This is a genomic window from Bradyrhizobium sp. AZCC 1610 (genome assembly GCF_036924515.1).
Classification (GTDB): Bacteria; Pseudomonadota; Alphaproteobacteria; order Rhizobiales; family Xanthobacteraceae; genus Bradyrhizobium.
This window is the reverse complement of sequence record NZ_JAZHRR010000001.1, coordinates 3805623-3831003: the sequence shown is the minus strand read 5'-3', so window position 1 is coordinate 3831003 and position 25381 is coordinate 3805623. Positions and strand designations below refer to the sequence as shown.

24 protein-coding genes are annotated in these 25381 nt (G+C 63.3%); 11 read left to right on the top strand and 13 right to left on the bottom strand.

Features of this window, described 5'->3' with window-relative positions:
* The first annotated feature begins 18 nt into the window (after positions 1–18).
* Positions 19–510 (top strand): tRNA (N6-threonylcarbamoyladenosine(37)-N6)-methyltransferase TrmO, encoded by a 492-nt coding sequence (gene tsaA / locus V1279_RS18970; RefSeq protein ID WP_334438798.1) that lies wholly within the window; start codon positions 19–21, stop codon positions 508–510.
* A 111-nt stretch (positions 511–621) separates the two neighbouring features.
* On the opposite strand, the gene V1279_RS18965 is transcribed toward tsaA, so the two are convergent.
* The 4 genes from V1279_RS18965 to V1279_RS18950 form a co-directional block, all read right to left on the bottom strand.
* Positions 622–1044, bottom strand: a complete 423-nt coding sequence (locus tag V1279_RS18965; protein WP_334438795.1) for an HIT domain-containing protein — start codon at positions 1042–1044, stop codon at positions 622–624.
* Between the two features lie 51 nt (positions 1045–1095).
* Positions 1096–2334, bottom strand: coding sequence for a GNAT family N-acetyltransferase (locus V1279_RS18960; protein ID WP_334438792.1), 1239 nt, complete (start codon positions 2332–2334; stop codon positions 1096–1098).
* 106 nt (positions 2335–2440) lie between these two features.
* Entirely contained in the window at positions 2441–3193 is a 753-nt protein-coding gene (locus V1279_RS18955) for a glycerophosphodiester phosphodiesterase (RefSeq protein ID WP_334438790.1), read from the bottom strand.
* A gap of 14 nt (positions 3194–3207) precedes the next feature.
* On the bottom strand, positions 3208–3675 hold the full coding sequence (locus V1279_RS18950; RefSeq protein WP_334438787.1) for a RidA family protein: 468 nt from the start codon (positions 3673–3675) through the stop codon (positions 3208–3210).
* Between the two features lie 248 nt (positions 3676–3923).
* Here V1279_RS18950 and V1279_RS18945 point away from each other — a divergent pair, with 248 nt between their 5' ends.
* From V1279_RS18945 to V1279_RS18915, 7 genes are all read left to right on the top strand, one after another.
* A complete protein-coding gene (locus tag V1279_RS18945; RefSeq protein WP_334438784.1) occupies positions 3924–4790 on the top strand; it encodes a cell envelope integrity EipB family protein in 867 nt (288 codons plus the stop codon).
* Positions 4791–4979: 189 nt separating this feature from the next.
* On the top strand, positions 4980–6065 hold the full coding sequence (gene pdhA, locus V1279_RS18940; RefSeq protein WP_442894898.1) for a pyruvate dehydrogenase (acetyl-transferring) E1 component subunit alpha: 1086 nt from the start codon (positions 4980–4982) through the stop codon (positions 6063–6065).
* The gene (locus tag V1279_RS18935) at positions 6058–7038 is read left to right on the top strand and encodes an alpha-ketoacid dehydrogenase subunit beta (protein ID WP_334438778.1); all 981 of its coding nucleotides are present in this window, start codon (positions 6058–6060) and stop codon (positions 7036–7038) included. Before pdhA ends, V1279_RS18935 begins: the two co-directional genes overlap by 8 nt.
* A gap of 19 nt (positions 7039–7057) precedes the next feature.
* On the top strand, positions 7058–8155 hold the full coding sequence (locus V1279_RS18930) for a dihydrolipoamide acetyltransferase family protein (protein WP_334438775.1): 1098 nt from the start codon (positions 7058–7060) through the stop codon (positions 8153–8155).
* Positions 8156–8302: 147 nt separating this feature from the next.
* A complete protein-coding gene (locus V1279_RS18925) occupies positions 8303–9712 on the top strand; it encodes an NfeD family protein (protein ID WP_334438773.1) in 1410 nt (469 codons plus the stop codon).
* Positions 9702–10466, top strand: coding sequence for a slipin family protein (locus V1279_RS18920; RefSeq protein ID WP_334438770.1), 765 nt, complete (start codon positions 9702–9704; stop codon positions 10464–10466). The genes V1279_RS18925 and V1279_RS18920 overlap by 11 nt, the downstream gene beginning before the upstream one ends.
* Positions 10467–10670: 204 nt before the next feature.
* On the top strand, positions 10671–11072 hold the full coding sequence (locus V1279_RS18915; protein WP_334438767.1) for a RidA family protein: 402 nt from the start codon (positions 10671–10673) through the stop codon (positions 11070–11072).
* Positions 11073–11181: 109 nt separating this feature from the next.
* On the opposite strand, the gene V1279_RS18910 is transcribed toward V1279_RS18915, so the two are convergent.
* Together V1279_RS18910 and V1279_RS18905 are read right to left on the bottom strand one after the other, a co-directional pair.
* A complete protein-coding gene (locus V1279_RS18910; RefSeq protein ID WP_334438765.1) occupies positions 11182–12483 on the bottom strand; it encodes a DNA polymerase IV in 1302 nt (433 codons plus the stop codon).
* Entirely contained in the window at positions 12480–12779 is a 300-nt protein-coding gene (locus V1279_RS18905) for a DUF3572 domain-containing protein (RefSeq protein ID WP_108517834.1), read from the bottom strand. Before V1279_RS18905 ends, V1279_RS18910 begins: the two co-directional genes overlap by 4 nt.
* Before the next feature lie 231 nt (positions 12780–13010).
* On the opposite strand from V1279_RS18905, the gene V1279_RS18900 reads away from it, so the two are divergent.
* Together V1279_RS18900 and V1279_RS18895 are read left to right on the top strand one after the other, a co-directional pair.
* Entirely contained in the window at positions 13011–13376 is a 366-nt protein-coding gene (locus V1279_RS18900; RefSeq protein ID WP_027538546.1) for a response regulator, read from the top strand.
* A 12-nt stretch (positions 13377–13388) separates the two neighbouring features.
* On the top strand, positions 13389–14762 hold the full coding sequence (locus V1279_RS18895) for a PleD family two-component system response regulator (protein ID WP_334438760.1): 1374 nt from the start codon (positions 13389–13391) through the stop codon (positions 14760–14762).
* Between the two features lie 42 nt (positions 14763–14804).
* Here V1279_RS18895 and V1279_RS18890 read toward each other — a convergent pair whose 3' ends face one another.
* Positions 14805–15422 carry a TetR/AcrR family transcriptional regulator gene (locus V1279_RS18890; protein ID WP_442894790.1) on the bottom strand — a complete coding sequence of 206 codons (618 nt, stop codon included), beginning with the start codon at positions 15420–15422 and terminating at the stop codon, positions 14805–14807.
* A 133-nt stretch (positions 15423–15555) separates the two neighbouring features.
* Here V1279_RS18890 and V1279_RS18885 point away from each other — a divergent pair, with 133 nt between their 5' ends.
* A complete protein-coding gene (locus V1279_RS18885) occupies positions 15556–16788 on the top strand; it encodes an MFS transporter (RefSeq protein WP_334438757.1) in 1233 nt (410 codons plus the stop codon).
* Positions 16789–16992: 204 nt separating this feature from the next.
* Here the strand turns inward: V1279_RS18885 and rpmG are convergent, their stop codons facing one another.
* From rpmG to topA, 6 genes are all read right to left on the bottom strand, one after another.
* Positions 16993–17160: a 50S ribosomal protein L33 gene (gene rpmG / locus V1279_RS18880; protein WP_027537094.1), complete on the bottom strand. Its 168-nt coding sequence runs from the start codon at positions 17158–17160 to the stop codon at positions 16993–16995.
* Positions 17161–17284: 124 nt separating this feature from the next.
* The gene (locus tag V1279_RS18875; protein ID WP_334438754.1) at positions 17285–18610 is read right to left on the bottom strand and encodes an LLM class flavin-dependent oxidoreductase; all 1326 of its coding nucleotides are present in this window, start codon (positions 18608–18610) and stop codon (positions 17285–17287) included.
* 228 nt (positions 18611–18838) lie between these two features.
* Positions 18839–19576 (bottom strand): NUDIX hydrolase, encoded by a 738-nt coding sequence (locus tag V1279_RS18870; protein WP_334438751.1) that lies wholly within the window; start codon positions 19574–19576, stop codon positions 18839–18841.
* A gap of 37 nt (positions 19577–19613) precedes the next feature.
* Positions 19614–20048 (bottom strand): DUF983 domain-containing protein, encoded by a 435-nt coding sequence (locus tag V1279_RS18865; RefSeq protein ID WP_334438748.1) that lies wholly within the window; start codon positions 20046–20048, stop codon positions 19614–19616.
* Positions 20036–22393 carry a ribonuclease R gene (gene rnr / locus V1279_RS18860; protein ID WP_334438745.1) on the bottom strand — a complete coding sequence of 786 codons (2358 nt, stop codon included), beginning with the start codon at positions 22391–22393 and terminating at the stop codon, positions 20036–20038. Before rnr ends, V1279_RS18865 begins: the two co-directional genes overlap by 13 nt.
* Complete coding sequence (gene topA / locus V1279_RS18855) at positions 22394–25153, bottom strand: type I DNA topoisomerase (RefSeq protein WP_334438743.1); 2760 nt, start codon at positions 25151–25153, stop codon at positions 22394–22396.
* Positions 25154–25381: the final 228 nt, after the last annotated feature.

The following is a 25381-nucleotide window of genomic DNA, read 5'->3' as shown; positions in this document are numbered from 1 at the left end:
ATCTCACTGGATTAGAATATGGCTCGGGAAAGCGAAATCCGCGAGGGTGAACTCACTGTCGACATGCCGCCGGCCCGCGACGCCGGGCTGGTGTTTATCGGCCGTATCCGCACGCCCTGGAAATCGCGATTGGAAACTCCGCGGCAAGGCCGCCACGACGGCCCGGTCTGCCGGCTCGAGATTTTCGAGCCGTGGGTGCCCGCGATCAAGGGCGTCGATTTCTATGAGAATCTCGAAGTGATCTATTGGCTGCACCAGTCGCGCCGCGATCTAGTGCTGCAAAGCCCGAAGAACAACCAGAAAACCCGCGGCACGTTCTCGCTGCGCTCGCCGGTGCGGCCGAATCCGATCGCCACCTCGATCGTGAAGTTCGTCGCGATTGAAGGCAACCATATCCTCGTGCGCGGCCTCGACTGCCTCGACGAAACGCCGCTGCTCGACGTCAAGCCCGACCGCTGCGAGTTCACCCCGCTGGCGCCGCCGCAGGCCGGCGATTTCGAGACGGAGTGAGTTTTCTCCGCGTCATTGCGAGGAGCGAAAGCGACGAAGCAATCCATTTCTCGGCTTGCGGCGCGATGGATTGCTTCGCTGCGCTCGCAATGACGGGGCGAAACTACCCGTCTACCCCAGCGCCGCCATCAGCTTGGTCGCGTTGTCTTCCAGCACTTTCACATCTTCCTTGCGGCTGGCGGGCGGAAGTAGCGCAACGCCGTCGTGGCGCGGCATCACGTGCATGTGCAGGTGGAACACGACCTGCCCGCCGGCGGGCTCGTTGAATTGCTGCACGGTGATGCCGTCGGCCTTGAAGGCCTTCATGGCGGCGGCGGCGATCTTGTGGGCGGCGCGCGCGACGTGGGCGTAATCGTCGGGGGTGATATCGAGGATGTTGCGCGCTGGGGACTTCGGGATCACCAGCGTATGGCCCGGCGAGCGCGGCATGATGTCGAGGAAAGCCAGCACCTGGTCGTCCTCATAGACCTTGTGGCAGGGAAACTCGCCGCGCAGGATTTTTGCGAAGGGGTTGTTGGTGTCATAGGCGGGCATGGCTTATTCCCTCGAGGTTTGGTCGCAATTTCACGTCGCTCATCGAACAGGTCAAGCCTCGTCGGCCGCCTTGCGGAACGGGCCGGCCTCGGTCAGCTCGCGTCCAGCCTCCGCCACGTAGGCGCGCTCGCGCTTCAGATAGTCGGCAATCGCCCTGCGCAGGTCGGGATCGGCGATGAAGTGCGCGGAATAGGTGGTTTGCGGCAGGTAGCCGCGGGCGAGTTTGTGCTCGCCCTGCGCGCCGGCCTCCACGACCTTCAAGCCGCGCTGAATCGCGAAATCGATCGCCTGATAGTAGCAGACCTCGAAATGCAGGAACGGGTGATGCTCGACCGCGCCCCAGTTGCGGCCGAACAGCGTGTCCGAGCCGATGAAATTGATGGCGCCGGCGATCCAGCGGCCGTTGCGTTTGGCCATCACCAGCAGCACGTCGCGGCTCATGCTCTCGCCGATCAGCGAGAAGAACTTTCGGGTCAGATAAGGCCGGCCCCATTTGCGTGAGCCGGTCTCCATATAGAACGCGAAGAATGCGTCCCAGGCGTCCTCGGTGAGGTCACTGCCGGTCAGATGGTGGATCGTGATCCCGGCGGTGGTGGCCTCGCGCCGTTCGCGCTTGATCGCCTTGCGGTGACGCGAGTTCAGCGAGGCCAGGAAATCGTCAAAAGTCCCGTAGCCTTCATTGCGCCAGTGAAACTGCTGGTCGTTCCGCAGCAGGAAGCCGTGCGCCCCCAAAAACTTCGCTTCGGCCTCCGGGGCGAAGGTTACATGCACGGAGGAAGCGTTGGTCGCGTTGCACAGCGCCATCAGCCCGCTCGCCAACGCGGTTCGGATACGCTTGCGGTCGACGCCGTCGCGGATCAACAGCCGCGGGCCGGTGGCTGGCGTAAAGGGCACCGAGGCCTGCAGTTTTGGATAGTAGCGTCCGCCGGCACGCTCATAAGCATCCGCCCAGCCGCGGTCGAAGACGTATTCGCCTTGCGAATGTGATTTCAGATAGCAGGGCACGATGCCGGCGATCTCGCCGTCGAGCCGCGCCAGCAGATGCCGTGGCCCCCAGCCGGTGCGGGCGCAGGCCGAGCCGGAGGCTTCGGCGGCTGCGAAAAATGCGTGGGAAACGAAGGGGTTATAGGCGGGCTTGCAAGGATCGCTTTGAGATCCGCTGGCAGCCAGCGTGTCGAGGTTTGCGAGACTGTTCGGATCAGGCTTCGGACTGGCGCAGGCGTCCCAATCCGCAGCCGATATGTCGGTAACGGAGGGGACGGCTTCGAGCGTGATTTCGGATGACGTCATCTAGAAATTCAGACCGGTCCCATCGTGCGATCAGCCATCGCGCATGGTGGCCAACGCTTCAAAGATCGTGCATCGGGCGGGCGAGTTCAAGGTGGCGCTGACCGCATCAGGTTCCCGGCAGGAACCCCTCGAAGATCATCTGATCGGCGTTGCGCGCGGCGCGAGCGCGCTGCTCGGGCGTGCGCACGGTCCAGGTCAGCAGCGGTAGCCCAAAAATGTTGCGGGCGATCCAGGGGGCGGGTGCCGGCAATTCATCGACCCAATAGGCGACGAAATGCGGCCGGGTGCGGAAGGCGTGGCGCAGCTGCGTCATGCTGTGGCGTTGCGCCGGTGAGGCTTCCGGCCACTCTTCGGCGGTATATTCGCGCTCCGCCACGATGCCGCGCGCGCGTCCGGGGATCAGTTCGCCCAGCGCCACCACCTGGTCCGGATCAAAGGACATGCCGACCGCGGGGCCGTGATAACAGGCGAGCACCTCCGCCATCCGCTTCACCAGCCGGCGGTCGCCATCGAAATGGCTTTTGACCTCGATCACCAACGGCACGCGGCCGGCGACGAGCGAACAGAGATCGCCGAGCGTCATCATGCGCTCCGGCGTATTCTTGAATGTGACGGCCTTGAGTTCGGCCGCGGTCTTGCCGAGCAACGCGCCGGAACCCTCGGTGAGGCGGCCGAGCGCGTTGTCATGATGCACCATCGCCTCGCCATCCGAGGAAAGCTGGATGTCGCATTCGATGGCGAAGTTGCCATCGACGGCGGCTTGCGCGGCGGCCGGCATGTTCTCGACGATGCCGCGCGAAATATCATGCAGGCCGCGGTGGGCGACCGGCCGTGCCGTCAGCCAGTCCGGCGCGCGCATGAGGTGTGCTCCCCTCAGGACACCTCGAAGACGGCATCCACCTCGACGGCGGCATCCGAGGGCAGGGAGGCGACGCCGACGGTGGTGCGGGCGTGCCGGCCCTTGTCGCCGAAGGCGGTGACCATCAGGTCGGAGGCGCCGTTGAGCACCTTGGGTCCGTCGAGGAAGTCGGGCGCGGAGTTGATGAAGCCGCCGAGCCTGACCACGCGGACCACCTTGTCGAGGTCGCCGAGGGCTGCCTTGACCTGGGCCAGCAGGTTGACGCCGCAACCCTGCGCCGCGGCGTAGCCCTGTTCGACGGTGACGCCGGCGCCCAATTTGCCCTTGGCGATCAGCTTGCCTTCCGCATTGGCGCACACCTGGCCGGAGACAAACAGCAGGTTGCCGGTACGCACGAAGCCGACGTAATTCGCCATCGGGGTGCGGGGCTCGATCAGGACGATGCCTTGCGCCGCCAGCTTCTGTTCGACCGTACCCGCCATGTTTTCGTCCTCAAGTGATTGACTGTCCTGACCCGCGATCAGGCCGCACTGTTTCGCGCATCGCGCTTTTACTTGCAAGGGACCGCGGATCCGCGTTGCCGTGTGGTGATCGAGCGAATCCTGCCGAAAAATCCCGGAAAACAGGGCGCTTCGGTATCCAATTCTTGCGTTTTCGTGACGCCGCCCTAGTTGCGGCGCAATGGAGCCATCACTAATGTAAGCGAATCTCCATCAAGGAAAAACTGGACATGGCTAGCTCGTTCCCGATTCCGGTCCGTGCTTTGGTGTTCTCGGCCGCCGCGACCCTGATATCCGGCTTCGCAAGCGGGCCAGCGCTGGCGGGCGCCGGCGGGCCGTTTCTTGCCCATCAGGCGCTGTATGAACTGAAGCTGGTCAAGTCGCGCGGGACCAACGCGATATCAGGGGCACGCGGGCGCATCCTCTACAATTTCTCGGGTAGCGCCTGCGAGGGCTACACGTCCGAATTCCGCCAGGTGTCGGAACTCGATAGCGGCGAGGGCAAGCTGACGCTGAGCGATCTGCGCTCGCATTCCTGGGAAGACGCCGCGGGCAAGAGCTACCGTTTCAAGATCGATACGCGGATGAACGATGCTGATTCCACCCCGATCGATGGCATCGCGGAGCGTGTGGGCGACCGCATCACGGTCAAGCTGAAACAGCCGGTTGCGAAGACGTTTGAGCTCGACGGCAAGGTCGTGTTCCCGACCGAGCAGATCCAGCACATCATCGCCGCCGCGCGCGATGGCAAATCGGTGCTCGAGCTGATGGTCTATGACGGCTCAGATAATGGCGAGAAGGTCTACAATACGTTGTCGGTGATCGGGCAGCCGATCCCGGGCACCCGCAGCATCGCTTCCCCCGATCCCTCGACCGCCAACGACCAGATGAAGGCGCTGACCCGCTGGCCCGTGACCGTGAGCTATTACGACCGCGACGCCAAGGCGAAGGACGGCGAGCAGACGCCGGTTTACGCGATGTCGTTCGAGCTGTTCGAGAACGGCGTTTCCCGCGCGCTGGTGCTCGATTACAACGACTTCGTGATCGCGGGCGCGATGGGCCGGTTCGACGTCAGGGATTCCAAGCCGTGTAAGTGAGGGGCAATCGTCCGCCGGTACGAACCCCGGAGACTGCGCCCGCGGTGAAGGCTGATCTCCGCTAGCCTGCGGTGCAGCAACGGCTGTGCGCGATTGGGCGCACCCATCTTGTATTGTTCCGGCCCAGCACCAATTAGAAACTGTGGGAAGCAGAATCGCTCCAGGAGCGAGGATGTGGCCAGCAAAAAAATGGCGGACGGTGGGCTCCCGGTGATCGCGCGTTTTGAGGTGCGCCACCGCAATTACCTCGCGCCAGACGGCTCGATAAACAGGCCGCTCCCCGCGTTCGCCTCCGATGCAAAACTGCTCGTCTCGCTCTATCGAGCGATGGTGCTGCTTCGCAGCTTCGATCGAAAGGCTGTTGCACTGCAACGCACCGGACGGCTTGGGACCTATGCGGTTTCGCTCGGCCAGGAGGCGGTGTCAGTTGGCATCGCCAGTGCGATGCGGAGCGAAGACGTCCTGCTGCCCTCCTACCGGGACAATGGCGCGCTGATCTGGCGTGGCGTCAAGCTGGAAGAAATTCTGCTGTTTTGGGGCGGCGACGAGCGGGGCAATCACTTCTCCGGACCGGTCCAGGATTTCCCGTTTTGTGTTCCCGTGGGATCGCAGGCGCCGCATGCCGCTGGCGTTGGCTATGCCTTCAAGCTGCGCAAGGAGCCGCGTGTCGCCGTATGCCTGTTCGGCGACGGCGCTACCTCGAAGGGCGACGTCTATGAAGCGATGAATTTTGCCGGTGTGCACAAATTGCCGGTCGTGTTCGTCGCCACCAACAATCAATGGGCCATATCGGTGCCCTTACGGCTGCAGACCGGTTGCGAAACCCTGGCGCAGAAGGCCATCGCCGCCGGGTTCATCGGCGAGCAGGTGGACGGGAGCGACGTGGTGGCGGTGCGTGCCGCGGCTGAAGAAGCCATTGTCGCGGCCCGCGATGGCCAAGGGCCGCGCTTCATCGAGGCGGTCACCTACCGGCTCGGCGATCACACAACCTCAGACGACGCATCACGCTATCGTCCGGAGGAAGACGTCCAGGCACGCTGGAAAGAAGAGCCGATTGCGCGATTGAGAGCCTTTCTTGCCGGCCAGAAAATGTGGAGCAAGGCGGACGAAGAACAGCTTGCCGCGGAGTGCCACGAGCGCGTCGAGGCGGCGGTCGAGCGCTACCTGGCAACGGAGCCACGCGGGCCTGAAACCATGTTCGATCATCTCTATGCAGATTTACCCGAGGTCTATGTCGCGCAGCGCAACGAACTCGCGAGAGAGGAAGATGGCTGAGGTAACATTGGTCGAAGCCATCAATCTGGCACTCGCCCGCGCGATGGAGGACGATCCGGGCGTGCTCTTGCTTGGCGAAGATGTCGGCCTCAATGGCGGCGTTTTCCGCGCGACCGCCGGGTTGCAGAAGCGGTTCGGAGCAGAACGTGTCCTTGATACGCCGCTTGCCGAACTTCTGATCAGCGGGCTCTGCGTCGGAATGGCGACGCAGGGGCTGAAGCCCGTCGGCGAGATCCAGTTTATGGGATTTCTGTATCCCTGCATCGATCAACTGGTGAACCACGCCTCCCGAATCCGCAATCGCACTCAGGGACGACTCACCTGTCCAATGGTTCTGCGCACGCCGCACGGCGCCGGCATTCGCGCGCCCGAGCATCATTCCGAAAGCACCGAGGCGATGCTCGCCCATATCCCCGGCTTGCGCGTTGTCATCCCGTCGTCGCCGGAACGCGCATATGGACTGCTTCTCGCCGCGATCCGCGATCCCGATCCGGTGGTGTTTCTGGAGCCGACCCGGATCTACCGCGCAGCGAAAGGCGAGGTGGAAGACAACGGTGAGGCTTTGCCGCTCGATGTTGCCTTTGTCCTGCGGGAAGGCCGCGACGTCACGCTGATTAGCTGGGGTGCGATGCTGAAGGAAACCATGGCGGCCGCCGACGCGCTCGCTGTTGAGGGCATCGCCGCCGAGGTCGTCGATCTCGCCACGCTCAAGCCTTACGATGAAGTCACGGTGCTCAGCTCGGTCGCAAAAACCGGACGTTGTGTCATCGTGCACGAGGCGACACGCACTGGCGGATTCGGAGCGGAGATCGCCGCGCTGATCGCCGAGCGCGGCCTGGCTTCTCTGCTCGCGCCTGTGGCCCGCGTTACCGGCTACGACACGGTCGTTCCGATGGCGCGGCTTGAGCAGAAGTTCATGCCATCGGTTGGTCATATCGCGACGGCCGCGCGCCAGGCGTGCCAGTTCAGTTGATTCCCAGCGGACTTATCCCATGCGCCAGTTCGTATTGCCGGATCTGGGAGAGGGCCTCGAAGAGGCGGAGATCGTAAGCTGGTATGTCAACGAAGGCGATCACGTCGTCACCGATCAGCCGCTGGTTTCCGTCGAGACTGACAAGGCCGTCGTCGAGGTGCCGTCACCGTCGAGCGGACGTATCCTGCGCCTGTTTGGCGCCAAGGGAGATGTGGTGAAGGTAGGCGCGCCGCTCGTCGAGTTTGCCGAAGGCCCCGAGCAAGACACCGGCACAATTGTCGGCGAACTCGGCACCAGCGAGCAACCGCCGGCGGCAACAACTTCCAGGCCAGCGGCTGGACAGAAAGTCCAGGTGTTTCCGGCCGTACGTGCGCTCGCGCGCAAGCTCGACGTCGATCTCGAGCTTGTCGAAGCCACGGGACCCGGCGGCTTCATGACGCGTGCGGACGTGGAACGGGCTGCCAAGGGCTTGTCCCATACCGGACCCGCCGAACTCTTGCGCGGATTGCGTCGCGCGATGGCGCAGCGCATGACGGCGGCGCATGCCGAGATCGTCCCGGCCAGCGTCACCGATGAGGCCGATATCGACGATTGGCGAACCGGCGAGGACGTGACAATCCGGCTGGTGCGCGCGATCGCTGTCGCCTGCAAGGCAGAGCCGTCGCTCAATGCCTGGTACAATTCCGGCGCTGGTGAACGGCGTCTGATCGACCGTATCGATCTCGGCATCGCCGTCGATACCGGGGGCGGTCTCATCGTTCCCGTGTTGCGCAATGTCGCAGAGCGGGACGTATCGGATTTGCGAACCGGGCTCGACCGGATGCGGGCGGACGCGGTCGCGCGCTCAATACCTCCGGGAGAGTTGCGTGGCGCCACGATTACGCTGTCGAACTTCGGAATGATCGGAGGCCGCTTCGCCAGCCTGATCGTGGTGCCTCCGCAAGTGGCGATCATAGGCGCCGGCCGCATTACCCAAGGCGTTGTCGCGTATCGGGGCCAGCCGGCGGTGAGGCGCGTGCTGCCGTTGTCGCTCACCTTTGACCATCGCGTCGTGACGGGCGGTGAAGCCGCTCGCTTCCTGGTCGCATTGAAATCGGATCTTGAGCAGTTTTCGTGAGATGGTGCAGGGGGAATTAGGTTGGCTGAGGTCCGAACGGTCCAAGCCAGCATGCCTTGACCGGGAAATGCTGCGGGATAGCCAATCCAGCGTATATTGAGATTAGACAAGGATATCCCATATCATTTCGATAAGGGAGTCCTTGCTGTGCAGACTGTACGGGCGACTCTTGTTGCGGCCGCTTCAGCGGTAGCTTTGGTTGTCTCTCCCCTTGCCGCCTCGGCGGGAGAGGCCAACAGCAAGCTTGCGCTGACCATCTCGGTCGACGGAGCGATCGGGCCGGCAACGGTCCGTTACGTGAAAGACGCTCTGACCAAGGCAAGCGAACGACATGCCGAGGTTGTCGTTCTGCGTTTGAATACACCGGGCGGTCTCGCAACCAGCATGCGCGAGATTATCGCTGACGTGCTGGCGTCGCGCGTTCCTGTTGTCGGTTACGTTGCACCCTCCGGAGCCCATGCGGCCAGCGCCGGAACCTATCTCGTCTACGCCACGCATATCGCGGCCATGGCGCCGGGCACCAATCTCGGAGCGGCGACGCCGGTGCAGATTGGCGGTCCGTTGCCTGGTCTGCCGGACGCTACGCCTGACAAGAGCGACAAGGACAAGAAGGACGGCAGCGACCAGCAGCCGAAGACGAAGGATGCCATGATGGCAAAGGCGACAAACGATGCCGTCGCCTTGATCCGCAGCCTTGCCGAGTTGCGCGGCCGCAATGCCGATTGGGCGGAGAAGGCGGTGCGGGAGGCCGCCAGCCTGTCCGCCAATGCCGCATTGCAGGCGAATGTCATCGACCTCGTCGCACGCGACCAGGCCGAACTGCTCAGGCAGATCGATGGTCGGGCGGTGGAGGTTGCAGGTGGCGATACCAGACATTTGGCGACGAAAGATGCTGTCCTCGAAGCGATCGATCCGGGATGGATCTCACGATTCCTGGCGGTCATCACCAATCCCAACGTTGCGTTGATTTTGCTCCTCGTCGGCGTCTACGGCCTGATTTTCGAATTCACTTCACCCGGCGCGGTCGCCCCCGGAGTTGTAGGCACGATCTGCCTGCTGCTTGGCCTCTATGCCCTCAACCTGCTCCCGATAAACTACGCCGGCCTCGCCTTGATGGTGGTCGGGATCGTGCTTCTGACCATCGAAGTCTTCAACCCGACCGTGGTTATCGGCCTCGGCGGCATCATCGCCTTTGTGCTCGGAGCGATCATGCTCTTCGACGTCGAAGCGCCGGGCTACCGGCTGTCATGGCCGGTCGTCGGCATCACGGCGGCAATGTTTATTGGTCTCGTTCTCGTCGTACTCAGATCGCTTCGGCGCGCCGACAAGGGTCCGGTACGGGTCGGTGCACAAGCCATGCGTGGCCTGTCTGCCCAGGTCATCGACTGGTCCGAGAACGAGGGCCACGTATTCGCGCAAGGTGAACGCTGGCAGGCGCGCGGCGCCGAAACGTTCAAGCCGGGAGAGGTGGTCGAGGTGGCCAACATCATAGATTTGACGCTGGTGGTGCGGCGCCGGCCGACGCTGATCGGCAAGGAGGTACGTCATGATGCTTGAATATCTGACCTATGCGTCGCTTGCGGTGATCGTAATCCTATTTCTAGCCTCCGCCATTCGTATCCTGCGGGAATACGAGCGCGGCGTGATCTTCACGCTCGGCCGCTTCACTGGGGTGAAGGGTCCGGGACTCATCATACTGATCCCAGTTGTGCAGCAGATGGTAAAGGCAGACCTCAGGGTGATGGTACAGGTAGTGCCACCCCAGGACGTAATTTCACGCGACAACGTCCCGGTCAAGGTCAACGCCGTTCTCTACTTCCGTATCGTCGATCCCGAGCGCGCCATCATCAAGGTCGGCGATTTCATGGCCGCAACCAGCCAACTGGCGCAGACCACGCTGCGCTCGGTGCTCGGCAAGCACGAACTGGACGAGATGCTCGCCGAGCGGGACAGGCTTAATTCCGACATTCAGGAAATTCTCGATCAGCAGACCGACGTCTGGGGAATCAAGGTTACCACCATCGAGATCAAGGATATCGATCTCAATGAAACCATGGTGCGCGCGATTGCCAAGCAGGCCGAGGCGGAGCGGTTGCGACGCGCCAAAGTGATCAATGCGATGGGCGAGCAGCAAGCCGCCGAGAAGCTCGTCGAGGCCGGCCGAACGCTTGCGCAGGAGCCGCAGGCGATGCAGTTGCGCTACTTCGCGGCGCTGCACGACATTGCCGGCGAGCGATCATCGACCGTGGTCTTTCCTCTGCCGATGGACTTGCTCGGCCATCTGCCCGGACGGCGGAACGATGCAACGTGACTTTGGTTGGTGCCGGCAATAAGCCAATCGCGTGATGTCGCCCGACGAGTCAAGATCGCTGATCTAGCGATGCAGCCGGACGATCGGTTGCGGTTACGAGTCAGGCCCCAGGACGCGCGGAACATCCTGCGAGGACCCGTCTGGTCGAGAGCGCCGGACCGGGATACGCTTCGGCCCAACCATGCACGTCAGGGAGGCGCAAACATGAGCAAGCTCCAACAACTTCGGCCAAGCGGCCTTCACCACAATCCGGCTTACTCCCACGTCGTCGTCGCGTCGGGTGCGCGCACGATCTATATCGCGGGGCAGGTATCTACCGACGAGGAAGGACGGGTGGTCGGTGAGGGTGATCTGGCCGCGCAGACGACACAAGTAATGCACAATATTGGCCTGGCGCTGAAAGCCGCCGGTGCGAGTTATTCCAATATCGTGAAGATCACCACCTTCGTCGTCGGCTACAAGCCGGAGCTCCGTCCCATCATCGGCAAGGCGCGCTCGGCGTTCTTTGAGGGCATGGAGCCGCCGGCGAGCACGCTCGTCGGTGTAACGGCGCTTGCGGCCCCTGAATGGCTGATCGAGATTGAGGCCGTGGCCGTCGTCGATTGACGTCCCTGCTCACTCCGTCATTGCGAGCGTAGCGAAGCAATCCATCTCTCCGCTTGTGGCGCTATGGATTGCTTCGCTGCGCTCGCAATGACGCGGAAAGGTCCGTAACTTATTCCTCCCCCTCATCCTCTTCCTTCGCCGGCCCCCTGTACGCGATCCCCCTGATCACGGCGGCATTGCCGAACTTCTTCCGCAAATCATCCATCGCACGCTCGGCGTGGGCGGAGCGGCGGTCGAGCATGTCGGTGTCGTCTCCTTGCGATCCCTCGCGCAGCGCGCTGACGCCGGTGCCCATCAGGCGGAATGCCGTGCCGTCGATCTCCTTCGCCAGCATTTCGCGCGACACCGCGAAAATCTTCGCGGCGAGCTGGGTCGGCGCCTGAATCGATTGCGAGCGGGTGCGCTGCCTGAAATCGGCGGTCTTCAGCTTCAGCGTGATGGTGAGGCCAGCAAGATTGCCGTTCTTCAGCCGGGACGACACTTTCTCCGACTGCCGCCACAGCAGCCGTTCCAGCGTGGCGAAATCCCGGATGTCGTTTTCGAACGTGGTTTCGCTCGATATCGTCTTGGCGCCGCGATCCGGCACCACGCTGCGGTCGTCGATGCCGCGCGCCAGCCGCCACAGCCTGCGGCCTTCGCCGCCGAACTGCTTCATCAGCTCGACCTCGTCGGCGCGCTGCAAGTCCGCAATGGTGCGAAAGCCCCGCTGCACCAGTTTCTCCTGGGTCGCGGGGCCGACGCCATAGATGAAGCCGACCGGCTTGTCCGCCAGCATTTCGCGGGCCTCAACCTGGTCGAGGGCGGCAAAGCCCCGCGGCTTGTCGAGGTCGGAGGCAATCTTGGCCAGGAATTTGTTGCAGGACAGGCCGACGGATACCGTGATCCCGATGTCACGCTCGACGTCGCCGGCAAAGCGCGCCAGCACTTTTGCCGGAATCATGCCGTGAACGCGTTGCGTGCCGGCAAGGTCCAGGAATGCCTCGTCGATCGACAGCGGTTCCACCAGCGGCGTCAGCGCCTGCATCGCGTGCCGCACCTCGCGGCCGACGCGGACGTATTTCGCGATGTCGGGCGGGATTACGGCAGCCTGCGGGCAGAGCGCCAAGGCCTTGAACATCGGCATGGCCGAGCGCACGCCATAGGTTCGCGAAACGTAGCAGGCGGCCGAGACCACGCCGCGCTTGCCGCCGCCGATGATCACGGGCCTGTCGGCGAGTTCCGGATTGTCGCGCTTCTCGACGGTGGCGTAGAACGCGTCGCAATCGATATGCGCCAGCCTCAGCGAGGGCAGGGCATGGTGGCGGACGAGGCGCGGGGAACCGCATTCGCCGCACCGCCTGGCCGTGATATCGAGGTCGCCGAGGCAATCCCGGCAGAACGCGCGCGGACCCTCAGCGGCGGACGCGCTCACGGCACGTCGCGCTCCCAGTGCGGGTCGCCCAGCACCTGGCGGGCGGCGGCGATGTTGGTCGGATGCAGTTGCGAGGCGCTCGCAAACGCCTTCACGGTCGCGTCGTCGCGCATCACGAAATCCAGCACAGACGCCAGAAATTGCGGGTCGGCCGCGGCCGTCCGCAGCGTCTCCGGACCGATCCCGCTTTCGGCCAGGAACAGGCCTAGCCTTTCAGGGTCGCCGGCAATAAAACTCAGCGCCTGAACCGCAACGATTTCAGCTACTTCCCGGGGGTTGTGAACAGGCTTTTTCAATAGCGGGTTTGCCTTTCCGTTAACTTATAGGCTCTACTTTGGAACCATCATGCCCGAGTCTGCGGAGTGCGTTCAAGCAATTGGAAACCGCTTCGTAAAAATTGGTGCATCGATTTAACCGCTTAGAGCGAATCTGACGCTAGTTTGAATTCACTTTTCGACAAGCCCGGCGGCGGTGTTCGACGTACTGTAAGGCCGGACTTGTTTCCTGAAGATAAGGGGAGGGACGGGATGGCAAAAACCGTCCTGATCGTGGAGGACAACGAGCTCAACATGAAGCTCTTTCGCGACCTGTTGGAAGCGCATGGCTATCAGACGTCGGGCACCAGCAACGGTTTCGAGGCGCTCGATCTCGTCCGCAAGCTGCGCCCCGATCTGATCCTGATGGATATCCAGCTTCCGCAAGTGTCCGGCCTCGAAGTGACGCGCTGGATCAAGGACGATCCGGAGTTGCGCGCCATTCCGGTGGTTGCCGTCACCGCCTTTGCGATGAAGGGCGACGAAGAGCGCATCCGCGAGGGCGGCTGCGAGGCGTATTTGTCCAAACCAATTTCCGTCGGCAAGTTTATCGAAACCGTGCGGCGTTTTATCGGGTAGGAGTGAGCTTCGATGTCTGCGCGTATCCTTGTCGTCGATGATGTTCCAGCGAACGTCAAGCTGCTGGAAGCCCGTCTGTCGGCCGAATATTTCGACGTGCTGACGGCTTCCAACGGCACCGAGGCGCTCGACATCTGCGCCCACTCCGAATGCGACATCATCCTGCTCGATGTCATGATGCCCGACATGGACGGTTTCGAGGTCTGCCGCCGGCTGAAGTCGAACCCGGCCACCCATTTCATTCCCGTCGTAATCGTCACCGCGCTGGACAGCCCGTCTGATCGTGTTCGCGGGCTGGAAGCCGGTGCCGACGATTTTCTCACCAAGCCGGTCTCCGACATCGTTCTGATCGCCCGCGTTCGGTCCCTGACGCGGCTGAAGATGATGACCGATGAGCTGCGGATGCGCGCCATCACCTCGCTCGAGATCGGTATGGAGGCGCCCGAACGCAGCGCGATCGCCGACAAAGGCGTCGGCGGGCGGATTCTTTTGGTCGACGACCGGCCATCGTCATACGAGCGGCTGGCGCCGATCCTTTCCGCCGAGCACACCGTCGACGTCGAGATCAATCCGGCGGAGGCGCTGTTTCACGCCGCCGATGGCAATTACGATTTGCTGATCGTTTCGCTCAGCCTCGAAAATTACGACGGCCTGCGGCTGTGCAGCCAGGCGCGCTCGCTGGAGCGCACCCGCCAGCTGCCGATCCTCGCCATCTCCGACGCCGACAATAATGCCCGCCTGCTGCGCGGGCTCGAAATCGGCGTCAACGATTATCTCTTGCGCCCCGTCGACAAGAACGAATTGCTCGCGCGGGCGCGCACCCAGATCCGCAAGCGGCGCTATACCGACCATCTGCGCGACAACGTGCAGAACTCGATCGAAATGGCGATCACCGACGCGCTGACCGGCCTGCATAACCGCCGCTATATGGAAAGCCATCTCTCGACGCTCGCCGAGCAGGCCTCGAGCCGCGGCAGGCCGCTCGCGCTGATGATCCTCGATATCGACTTCTTCAAATCCATCAACGACACCTACGGCCATGACGCCGGTGACGACGTGCTGCGCGAATTCGCGGTGCGCATCCGCAAGTCGATCCGCGGCATCGATCTCGCCTGTCGCTACGGCGGCGAGGAGTTCGTGATCGTGATGCCGGAAACCGACCTCACTGTCGCCGGCATGGTCGCCGAGCGCCTGCGCCGCTCGATCGCCGGCGAAACCTTTGCGGTCAACAAGGGCACCAAGCGCATCGACGTCACGATCTCGATCGGGCTGGCGACGCTGGACCACAAGGGCGAGCCGGTCGCCGACGTGCTCAAGCGCGCCGACATGGCGCTCTATCGCGCCAAGCATGACGGACGCAACAGGGTGGTGTCGACGGCAGCGTGATTGTCGTCCCTGCGAAACGCAGGGACGACGGTGGAGGGAGCCTCAAGAGGCCGGCCTTGATTGCCGCTTCTTTGCCGCGCGCTTGTTCGTGGCTGCACTTCCGCCCACTTTCACCCCCGCATTCCTCAGCAGTACCGTGGCCGCTTGCTTTGCCGCCCGCGCCATCGCCGGGTCGTTGCGGACGAGGTCCTGCGCGATCGAACCGTCGACCAGCAAGGCAAGCTGCGTCGCCAGTGCATCTGCATCGGCGACGCCGAGCTGTACCAGCAGGTCGCGAAACCAGAGGCGGCGGCTTTCCTTGAAGGCGACAGCAACCTTTCGGACCGACCGGTCTTCGCCGAGTTCGGCCACCGCATTGACGAAGGGGCAGCCGCGAAAATCCTTCGCCGAAAAGCGTCGCTCCAGCGAATCGAAGGTGCCGAGAATTTGCTCGACCGGCGATTTGTCGGAAGCGCGCGGAGCCACGAAGCGCCGCGCCAGATAGGCTGAGATCAGCGCGTCCTTGGACGGAAAATGATTGTAGAGCGTGCGCTTGCTGATGCCGATTTCGGCCGCGATGGTGTCGACGCCGACCGCGCGAATTCCCTGCAGATAGAACAGCCTATCCGCAGTTTCCAGAATCCGGTCCTTCATGTCAGGTTTGGCGGGCAGGGTAGCCATGCGAATGCGTGGGTCACCTTAGCTTGACAGCAGCTCCCCCTTATAGCCTACCTACACAGGTCTGTGTACCTATTTCAGATATCGATTGCAGGACGCGGCGCTCGAATCGCCCCCGATAGGGAGAATAAAAACAATGGCCCTGCTGCAAATCCTGCGTCCGACGCTACCCATCCTGATCGGTGCGTCCATCATGCTCACGCTCAGCATGGGCCTGCGGCAATCGCTCGGCCTGTTCATGCAGCCGCTGACGCAGGACATCCGGATCTCGGTCTCCGATTTCACGCTGGCGCTCGCTGTGCAAAATCTCGCCTGGGGATTTTTGCAGCCGCTCGCCGGCGCGTTGACGGTGCGCTACGGTTTCCGCGCCATCATGGTCGCGGGCGCGCTGCTCTATGTCGCCGGCCTTGCCTTGATGGCGGGCGCGAACGGCTTTCTCAGCGTCATGATCGGCGGCGGCATTTTGATCGGCATGTCGCTGGCCTGTACCGCGGCAGCCATCGCCATGTCGGTTGCGGCCCGCGCGGTGCCCGCGTCGGTACGCTCGACGGTGCTCGGCCTGGTGTCGGGTGCGGGCTCGCTCGGTGCGCTGCTATCGGCGCCGATCGGGCAGATGCTCAATGAAGGCTACGGCTGGCGGATGGGGCTCATAGGTTTCGTGGTGCTGTCGCTCCTGATGATTCCGGCGGCCTGGTACGCGGGCAGGGTGGACAAGATTCCGCTGCCCAAGCCCGCGGATGACGAAATCGGCAACTCTTCGGCCAGCGTTGCGACCAGGATCGCGTTCTCCAACGCCTCCTTCGTGGTGATGACCGGCGCCTATTTCGTCTGCGGCATGCAGCTCGTGTTCCTCACCACGCACCTGCCGTCCTATCTGGCGATCTGCGGGATGGACCCGATGCTGAGCGCGCAGACGCTCGGCATGATCGGCGGCTTCAACGTGCTCGGCAGCATCTTCTTCGGCTGGGCTGGCGAGCGCTGGAACAAGCTCGCGCTGCTCGGCGGCATCTACATCTTCCGCTCCATTGCGCTGGCTTGGTATTTCACGCTGCCGCCGACGCCGGCGACCACGCTGCTGTTCGGCGCCATCATGGGCTTTCTGTGGATGGGCGTCGGCCCGCTGGTCGCGGGCGCAGTCGCCGAGATGTTCGGCCTGAAATGGCAGGCGATGATCCAGGGGCTCGCCTTCATGAGCCACCAGGTCGGCAGCTTCCTCGGCGCTTTCGGGGGCGGGATGCTCTACGACGCGCTCGGATCCTACACCATGGCGTGGCGGATCGGCGTCGCGCTCGGGCTGGCCGGCGGCATCATCCAGGTCGCGTTCGCGCTGATCCGGCCGAGCCAGCCGCCGCAGATGCAGACGGCGTAGGCGTGGCGGCACTCCCCAGATGCTGCGCAGCGCGCCGCTCTTGCGGCGTGGTGCGCTGCTGATCCGGGGTCCATCGTGAGTCCGTGGGTCCCGGCTCTGCGGCGCATCGTAAAGAACGCTGCACCGCGTCCGGGACACGAGCGCGCAGAATCAAAACGGGGCCCGCAAGGCCCCGTTCAAATCCGTCAGCGATAGGCTTGCGAATTACTTAATCTTCGATTCCTTGAACTCGACGTGCTTGCGCGCGACAGGGTCGTACTTCTTCTTGACCAGCTTGTCGGTCATGGTGCGCGAGTTCTTCTTGGCGACGTAGTAGAAGCCGGTATCCGCCGTGGAAACGAGCTTGACCTTGATGGTGACCGCTTTGGCCATGTTCAGAACCTCAAATAGGGGATATCGGGCGCCGGCCAAATCGGCCTGCATTTGCCGCGCAACCTAGCTTCTGATCGCCCAAAGTCAAGGTTTTCGGGGCAAAAACCGGCCTGATTCGAGGTGATTAACCCTCAAAGAACCGGTTTTTCGGCCTCGGCAGCCCCAGATTCTCCCGCAGCGTCCGGCCCTCATACTCCTTCCGGAAAATCCCGCGCTTCTGCAGTTCCGGGACGACCTTGTCGACGAAATCGTCAAGCCCTGCGGGGAGGAACGGAAACATGATGTTGAAGCCGTCGCTGCCGCGGCTCATCAGCCATTCCTCCATCTGATCGGCGATCGTCACCGGCGTGCCGACAAAGGATAGCCCGCCATAGCCGCCGACGCGTTGGGCGAGCTGGCGCACCGTGAGCTTGTCGCGCGCAGCGGCATCGACCAGCCGCTGGCGGCCGCTCTTAGAGGCGTTGCTTTCGGGGACCGGCGGCAATTGCCCGTCGGGATCGAAGCCGGAGGCGTCGGTGCCGAGCTGCACCGAGAGGGAGGCGATGGCGCTGTCGTAATGCACCATGCTGTCGAGCTTTGCTCGTTTCTCTTTTGCCTCATCCACGCTGTCGCCGACCACGACGAAGGCGCCGGGCAAAATCTTCAGGTGCTCGGGGTTGCGGCCGATCTTTCCCATGCGGCCCTTGATGTCGGCATAAAGTTTTTGTCCGTCGGCGAGGCTGCCGCCTCCGGTGAATACGGCCTCGGCGGTTTCTGCGGCAAGCTGCTTGCCGTCCTCGGACGCGCCGGCCTGCACAATCAGCGGCCAGCCCTGGACTGGGCGGGCGATGTTGAGTGGCCCGCGCACCGACAGGTATTTGCCCTTGTGATTGAGCACGTGCATTTTCGCAGGGTCGAAATAAAGCCCCGCCTCGACATCGCGCACGAAGGCGTCGTCGGCGAAGGAGTCCCAGAGACCGGTGACCACGTCGTAGAATTCGCGCGCCCGCTTGTAGCGCTCGGCGTGCTCCATGTGGTCGTCGAGCCCGAAATTCAGCGCGGCGTCTGGATTGGAGGTGGTGACGATATTCCAGCCCGCTCGCCCGCCCGAGATGTGGTCGAGCGAAGCAAAACGCCGGGCGACGTGATAGGGCTCGTCGAACGTCGTCGATCCCGTCGCGATCAGCCCGATATGTTCGGTGGCGCCGGCCAGTGCCGACAACAGCGTGAACGGCTCGAACGAGGTGACGGTGTGGCTGCGCTTGAGCGCATTGACTGGCATGTTCAGCACGGCGAGGTGGTCCGCCATGAAGAAGGCGTCGAACTTGCCGGCCTCCAGCTTCTGGATCAGTTGCTTGATGCGCGCGAAATTGAAATTGGCATCGGGCCAGGCGCCCGGATAGCGCCACGCGCCGGTGTGAATGGAAACCGGCCGCATGAACGCGCCGAGCTTGAGTTGCCGTTGTGCCATCGCCCCGTTTCCGTCGCTGTTATTGTTGGGAAAGAGATAGGGAGGCGATCAGGGCAGCGCCATCGAGTCAGCGTGAGAAGAATTTTGCAATTTAAGGGATTGGGAGAGGATATTTGCCGTGACGCCAATACCGTCATTGCGAGCGAAGCGAAGCACTCCCAAGCCTCGGGGGAAAGATGGATTGCTTCGCTTCGCTCGCAATGACGTGGAGAGAGCGGAGGCGGAGACCTACGCCCCCAGCACGTCCTTCTGCATCTTGCCGCCGTAGAAATGGAAGAACGGCACCGGTGAGTCGTGGCGCAGCGGACCGGTGGCGAGGCGGCGGTCGAGTTCGGCGAGCACGTTCTTGGTCATGGCATGCGCGTCGGCGAGCGGCTGCGAGCCGATCTCGACCCACACGAGTTCGACCAGCTCGGCATCGGCATGGATCACGCCTTCGACGCGATGGGCGATGCTGGAAGCATCAGCTGTGAAGAAGCGCGTGTCGAAGCGGCGGACGCGGCCGGGTGGCGTGATCGCGCGCGCGATCAGGAACAGGCCGGACGGATCGGGCAGCAGGCCTGCTTCCGTGAACGGTTTCCAGGCGCCTTCGAGTTTGACGGGTTTGTCGACCTTGCATCCAAGGCACAGCCCGGTCTCCTCGCAGGCCTCGCGGATCGCGGCAACCGCCAGAGCACGGGCACGCGACGACGCGATCTTCGGGCTGCCCTTGAGCAGGTTGGCCTCGAGCTCGGCAGAAATGGGAGCGGCGACGGGAATGCGGTTGTCCGACTTGTCGACGCGGCCGCCGGGGAAAACATACTTGCCCGGCATGAACACCACCTTGTCGTGGCGCTTGCCGACCAGCACCTTCGGCTTGTCGCCGGATCGGTCGATCAGGATCAGCGTTGCTGCATCCTTGGGCCGGAAATAGGGATGGTGATCGGCTTCTTTTTCTTCTTTTACGGCGGTCGCGGCGTCGGTCATTCCATCCCCGTTGATGCTTTTGTTCTTTTCGGTTTAGCTAGACGGGAGGAATGTCGCTAGAGGCATTTTCGTCAAAGCCATGCATGCGCAATGCCCACTGGATACCGACCACTGCGCCCTTGATCGGCTGCAACAGCAGCAACGAGGAAATGAAGGTGAGCGGCAGGTAGATCGCCAGTTGCAGCCACACTGCGGGCGAGTAATTGGTTTCGATCCACAGCGCCGCCGGTACCACGATGTGGCCGACGATGACGATCACGAGATAGGCCGGCAGATCGTCGGCGCGGTGCGGCGAGAAATCGAGCCCGCAGACCGAGCAATTATTGGCGGTCTTCAGGAAAGCGCGAAACATCTTGCCTTCGCCACAACGCGGGCAGCGGCAGCGAAAGCCGCGCTTCATCGCGGTCCAGAGGTCGCGCTTTTCGGCGGGTGCGGAATCGCGGGTCCATGTCGTGGGACTTACCGTTTCCATGACTTGCCTTTCTTCGATGTGCCGGGACTCGATTTAACGGACTTGGCTTTACCGGACTTGCCCTTGCGGGGCTTGCGAGCCTTGTCGCGCGGGCTACGGCCCGGATGCGATTTCGACGGCTTTGTCGACGCTTTCGAACCGTCGCGTTTTCTTCCACGCGAAATGACCTGGCCTTCCGACAACAGCTCGAACCGCAACGCGCCAGCCACTGGTGCAGCTTCTACCAGACGGACGTCGACAACGTCACCCAGCCGGTGCATGGCACCGCTGCGTGTGCCGACGAGCGCGTGGCGTGTCTCGTCGTAATTGTAGTACTCGGTGCCGAGCGTGCGGATCGGGATCAGCCCGTCGGCGCCGGTATCCGATAGCTTCACGAACAGGCCAGCGCGGGTAACGCCGGAAATCCGCCCCTGAAACGTCGCGCCGATGCGGTCAGCGAGGAAATGCGCGATCAAGCGATCAGCCGTCTCGCGTTCCGCCTTCATCGCGCGGCGCTCGGTCACGGAAATCTGCGCCGCGACCTCGCTCAGCGTCTCCAGCGTCTCGGCTTCCGGCAACGCGCCTTCGCCGAGACCGAGCGCGCGGATCAGCGCGCGATGCACGATCAGGTCGGCGTATCGCCGGATCGGCGACGTGAAATGCGCGTAGCGGCGAAGGTTGAGGCCGAAATGGCCGTAATTTTCCGCCGAATATTCCGCCTGCGCCTGCGAGCGCAGCACCACCTCGTTGACAAGCTGTTCGTAGTCTTCGCCGCGAACCTGGCCGAGCACGCGATTGAACAAAGCAGGGCGCAACGCGCCGGTCTTCGCGAACGGCAGCTCGAGCGTCTTCAGGAATTCCTGGAGATTATGAACCTTCTCCAGGGTCGGTTCGTCATGCACCCGATAGATAAGCGGCAACGCCTTCTTTTCAAGCATTTCGGCGGCGGCGACGTTGGCGAGGATCATGAATTCCTCGATCAGCCGGTGCGCATCGAGCCTCTCCGGCACGATGACGCGATCGACTGACCCGTCGGGTTGGAGCAGGATCTTGCGCTCGGGCAGATCGAGATCCAGCGGATCGCGCTCGTCGCGCGCGAGTTTTACAAGCGCATAGGCCGCGTAGAGCGGCTTCAGGATCGGCTCCAGCAGCGGGCCGGTGGTGTCGTCGGGCCGTCCGTCGATGGCGGCCTGTGCCTGTGCGTAATGCAGCTTGGCGGCCGAGCGCATCAGCACGCGGTGAAAGCTATGCGAGCGCTTGCGGCCGTCGGGGCCGATCACCATCCGCACCGCGAGCGCGCCGCGTGGCTCGCCCGGCACCAGCGAGCAGAGATCGTTGGAGATGCGCTCGGGCAACATCGGTACGACGCGGTCGGGAAAATAGACCGAGTTGCCGCGCGTCAGCGCGTCACGATCGAGCGCCGTGCCTGGCCGCACATAGAAGGCGACGTCGGCGATGGCGACATGGACGATGTAGCCGCCCTTGTTGTTTGGATCGGGATCGGGCACGGCATGCACCGCATCGTCATGATCCTTGGCGTCGGGCGGATCGATGGTGACGAGCGGCAAATCGCGCCAGTCCTCGCGGCCTTTCAGTGCCGCAGGCTCGGCGGCCTCGGCTTCGCGCACCGCGCTCGGCGAGAACGCCTGCGGGATTTCGTGGGCGTGGATCGCGATCAGGCTGATCGCCTTCTCGCTCGACAGCGAGCCCAGCCGCTCCTTCACCTTGCCGGAGGCGAGGCCATAGCCGCGCGACCGAACAAGATCGACGCTGACGAGGTCGCCATCCTCGGCGCCGCCGGTATCCGACGGCGCGATGTTCAATTCGCGTCCGGTCTGCTTCTTGTCGACAGGAACGAGCCGGCCGCCGCCGCCAGGCAGGTTGCGGAAGATGCCGAGCACGCGCGTGCGGGCGTGATCGATGATCTTGATGATGCGCCCGCGATAGGGGGCGGCTTCGCCATCATCAGCCTTTTCGATCCGCAACAGGGCTCGGTCGCCGACGGCCGCAGCGGTGCCCGGTTGCAGACGGCGCGGGACGTGGATGCGGATCTTCGGTGCGGGGCCGCTTTCCTCGGTGTCCCATTCGGTCGGAATGGCAAGCAACTCGCCGTCAGTATCGCGGCCAGTGATGTCGGCGATCACGGTCGGGGGCAGGGTGGCGGCTTCGTGGATTTTCCGGCCGCGCTTGGCGACGGTGCCTTCGTCGGCGAGTTCGCGCAGGATTCGTCGCAGTTCGGCGCGATCGGCATTCTTCAGGCCGAACTCGCGGGCGATTTCCCGCGTGCCGACCTTGCCTGGATGGGCACGGATAAAGGCAACGATGGCGTCCCGGCTCGGAAAGCCATTGTCGTGTTGTCTCTTCACTTATCCCCGGGCCTTGCCCGCGCTTTTCTTCGCAGGCGTTTTGGATGCTGCTGTGGGTTTTGCCGCCGTTGTCTTGGCGGCGGACGCGACCGGCGCGCGCGCCTTGCTGACGGCCTCCGATTTGGGCTTCACCGCGGCTTTCTTCGCTGCCGCCTTCTTGGCAGGTTTTGGCGCGGCGGGATCGGCCGCCTTGGCCGCAGCCTTCTTCGGCGCGGCCTTCTTCTTTGCGCCGCGCTTCGGCTTGCCGCCGCCCTTGGCGGCGCGCTCGTCGATCAGCGCAATGGCTTCGGCGAGCGTGATGGTGTCCGGCGTCTTGTCGCTCGGGATCGTGGCGTTGACGCCGCCGGCCGTGACGTAGGCGCCATAGCGGCCGTTCTTGACCGCGACGCCGCCAAGGCTCGGATGCTCGCCGAGCGGCTTGCCGGGATCTGCGCCGAAGCGGCGGCCGCTCGGACCTTTTGCGATCTTCTCCGCGATCAGCGTCACCGCGCGGTTGAGGCCGATATCGAACACTTCATCGCCGGCCTCAAGACTCGCATAGGTCTTCTCGTGACGCACGAACGGGCCGAAGCGGCCGATGCCGGCGGTAATCGGCTCGCCGGTTTCCGGATGTTTTCCGATTTCGCGCGGCAGCGACAGCAGTTTCAATGCCAGCTCAAGCTCCATGTCGCCGGGCGACATGTTTTTCGGGATGCCGGCGCGCCGGGGCTTTTCGCCCTCGGCATAATCCTTTTGTTCGCCGAGTTGGATGTAGGGACCGAAGCGTCCGGCCTTCACCGTCACGTCGAGATCGGTTTCCGGGTCCTTGCCGAGGACGCGGTCGGCGCTGGCCTCGGAGTCGGCGGCCAGCGGACGGGTGTAGCGGCATTCCGGATAGTTCGAGCAGCCGACAAAGGCGCCGAACTTTCCGGCCTTCAAATTGAGCGTGCCCGTGCCGCAGGTCGGGCATTGCCTGATGTCGCCGCCATCCGTCCGCGGCGGATAGATGTGCGGGCCCAGCATGTCGTCGAGCGCATCGAGCACTTCGGAGACACGGAGGTCCTTGATGTCGTTGACCGCGCCGATGAATCCGACCCAGAAGTCCTTCAGCACCTGCTGCCAGGAAATCTCGTTGTTGGAGATGCGGTCGAGCTGTTCTTCCAGTGCGGCGGTGAAATCATACTCGACATAGCGGGCGAAGAAATTCTCCAGGAACGCGACCACGACGCGGCCCTTGTCCTCGCCGTGCAGCCGCTTCTTCTCGAGCTTGACATAGCCACGGTCTTTCAGGACCTGCAGGATCGAGGCGTAGGTCGAGGGCCGGCCGATACCGAGCTCTTCCATCCGCTTGACCAGCGACGCTTCCGAGAAGCGTGGCGGCGGTTCGGTAAAGTGTTGCGTGACGGCGAGATCCTGCCGCTTCAGCGGTTCGCCTGCGCTCATGGCGGGGAGGCGGCGCGAATCCTCGTCGTCGCCGTCGTCGTCCTTGCCTTCCTGGTAGAGCGCGAGGAAACCGTCGAACTTGATGACCTGGCCCGAGGCGCGAAGTTCGAGCATGCGGGCGCCGGCCTTCGCCGCGATGTCCACGGTGGTGCGTTCGAGTTCGGCCGATTCCATCTGGCTCGCAATGGTGCGGATCCAGATCAGCTCATAGAGCTTGGCCTGATCGGTATCGAGGCGGCGGCGCATCTCGGCGGGACGTCGCGACAGGTCGGTCGGGCGGATCGCTTCATGCGCTTCCTGCGCGTTCTTGGCCTTGGTCTGGTACTGGCGCGGCGCCTCCGGCACATAGGCGTTGCCGTAATCCTCGCCGATCACCTTGCGCGCCTGCGTGATCGCGGAGCCGTCGATCTGCACGCCGTCGGTTCGCATATAGGTGATGAGGCCGGTGGTCTCGCCGCCGATATCGATACCTTCATAGAGCCGCTGCGCGATCCGCATGGTGTGCGCCGGCGCAAAGCCGAGCTTGCGGCTGGCTTCCTGCTGCAGCGTCGAGGTCGTGAAGGGCGCCTGCGGATTGCGGCGCGCAGGCTTTGCTTCGACGGTCGAAACCGTGAAGTTCGCCGCTTCGATGGCCTTCTTGAGGTCTTCGGCTTCCGCGCCGGAGCCGATGTCGAGACGCTGGATCTTCTTGCCGTCGGCGCCGACGAGGCGCGCCTCGAACGTATCGCCGCGCGGCGTGGTCAGCGTCGCGACCAGCGACCAGTATTCGCGGGGGACGAATTTTTCGATATCGAGTTCACGGTCGCAGACCAGCCGCAGCGCCACCGACTGCACACGGCCGGCCGAGCGCGCGCCCGGCAGTTTGCGCCACAGCACCGGCGAGAGCGTAAAGCCGACCAGATAGTCCAGCGCGCGGCGCGCCATATAGGCGTCGACCAGCGCACCATCGATCTGGCGCGGCGCCTTCATCGCATCGGTCACCGCCTGCTTGGTGATGGCGTTGAACACCACGCGCTCGATCTTATGGTCCTTGAGCGCGCGCTTCTCTTTCATCACCTCCAGCACGTGCCAGGAGATCGCTTCGCCCTCGCGATCAGGGTCGGTCGCCAGAATCAGGCGGCTGGCGCCCTTCAGGGCCTTGGCGATGTCGTTGAGCCGGCCGGCCGCCTTGGGATCGACCTCCCAGATCATCTGAAAATTCGCGTCCGGATCGACGGAACCATTCTTGGCAGGGAGGTCGCGGACATGGCCGAACGAGGCCAGAACCTCGTAGGAGGCGCCCAAATACTTGTTGATAGTCTTGGCTTTCGCCGGCGACTCCACGATGACGATATTCATGTCATTCCAATGGCTTATGGGAAAAGATAAAGGCGGGTTCCGCGAGACTCGCGGCCCGCCGTGTCGATCCGAACATGGGTGGTGAGGCGGCCCCTGTCAAATCTACAAATGCTGTCAGGGAACCTTTTGGGGTCGACTTATATCTAACGAGTTGCGAAATACGCCCTAGAGTTGCGCCACTAAAGGGGTTATTTCTGGGCAATATTGTATTCAATTGGATGCAAGTTT

Bases quoted from the DNA above. Each gene is read 5' to 3' on its own strand.
- tsaA (WP_334438798.1), top strand. From the start codon at position 19: ATGGCTCGGGAAAGCGAAATCCGCGAGGGTGAACTCACTGTCGACATG.
- V1279_RS18965 (WP_334438795.1), bottom strand. From the start codon at position 1,044: ATGCCCGCCTATGACACCAACAACCCCTTCGCAAAAATCCTGCGCGGC.
- V1279_RS18960 (WP_334438792.1), bottom strand. From the start codon at position 2,334: ATGACGTCATCCGAAATCACGCTCGAAGCCGTCCCCTCCGTTACCGAC.
- V1279_RS18955 (WP_334438790.1), bottom strand. From the start codon at position 3,193: ATGCGCGCGCCGGACTGGCTGACGGCACGGCCGGTCGCCCACCGCGGC.
- V1279_RS18950 (WP_334438787.1), bottom strand. From the start codon at position 3,675: ATGGCGGGTACGGTCGAACAGAAGCTGGCGGCGCAAGGCATCGTCCTG.
- V1279_RS18945 (WP_334438784.1), top strand. From the start codon at position 3,924: ATGGCTAGCTCGTTCCCGATTCCGGTCCGTGCTTTGGTGTTCTCGGCC.
- pdhA (WP_442894898.1), top strand. From the start codon at position 4,980: ATGGCGGACGGTGGGCTCCCGGTGATCGCGCGTTTTGAGGTGCGCCAC.
- V1279_RS18935 (WP_334438778.1), top strand. From the start codon at position 6,058: ATGGCTGAGGTAACATTGGTCGAAGCCATCAATCTGGCACTCGCCCGC.
- V1279_RS18930 (WP_334438775.1), top strand. From the start codon at position 7,058: ATGCGCCAGTTCGTATTGCCGGATCTGGGAGAGGGCCTCGAAGAGGCG.
- V1279_RS18920 (WP_334438770.1), top strand. From the start codon at position 9,702: ATGATGCTTGAATATCTGACCTATGCGTCGCTTGCGGTGATCGTAATC.
- V1279_RS18915 (WP_334438767.1), top strand. From the start codon at position 10,671: ATGAGCAAGCTCCAACAACTTCGGCCAAGCGGCCTTCACCACAATCCG.
- V1279_RS18900 (WP_027538546.1), top strand. From the start codon at position 13,011: ATGGCAAAAACCGTCCTGATCGTGGAGGACAACGAGCTCAACATGAAG.
- V1279_RS18895 (WP_334438760.1), top strand. From the start codon at position 13,389: ATGTCTGCGCGTATCCTTGTCGTCGATGATGTTCCAGCGAACGTCAAG.
- V1279_RS18890 (WP_442894790.1), bottom strand. From the start codon at position 15,422: ATGGCTACCCTGCCCGCCAAACCTGACATGAAGGACCGGATTCTGGAA.
- V1279_RS18885 (WP_334438757.1), top strand. From the start codon at position 15,556: ATGGCCCTGCTGCAAATCCTGCGTCCGACGCTACCCATCCTGATCGGT.
- rpmG (WP_027537094.1), bottom strand. From the start codon at position 17,160: ATGGCCAAAGCGGTCACCATCAAGGTCAAGCTCGTTTCCACGGCGGAT.
- V1279_RS18875 (WP_334438754.1), bottom strand. From the start codon at position 18,610: ATGGCACAACGGCAACTCAAGCTCGGCGCGTTCATGCGGCCGGTTTCC.
- V1279_RS18870 (WP_334438751.1), bottom strand. From the start codon at position 19,576: ATGACCGACGCCGCGACCGCCGTAAAAGAAGAAAAAGAAGCCGATCAC.
- V1279_RS18865 (WP_334438748.1), bottom strand. From the start codon at position 20,048: ATGGAAACGGTAAGTCCCACGACATGGACCCGCGATTCCGCACCCGCC.
- topA (WP_334438743.1), bottom strand. From the start codon at position 25,153: ATGAATATCGTCATCGTGGAGTCGCCGGCGAAAGCCAAGACTATCAAC.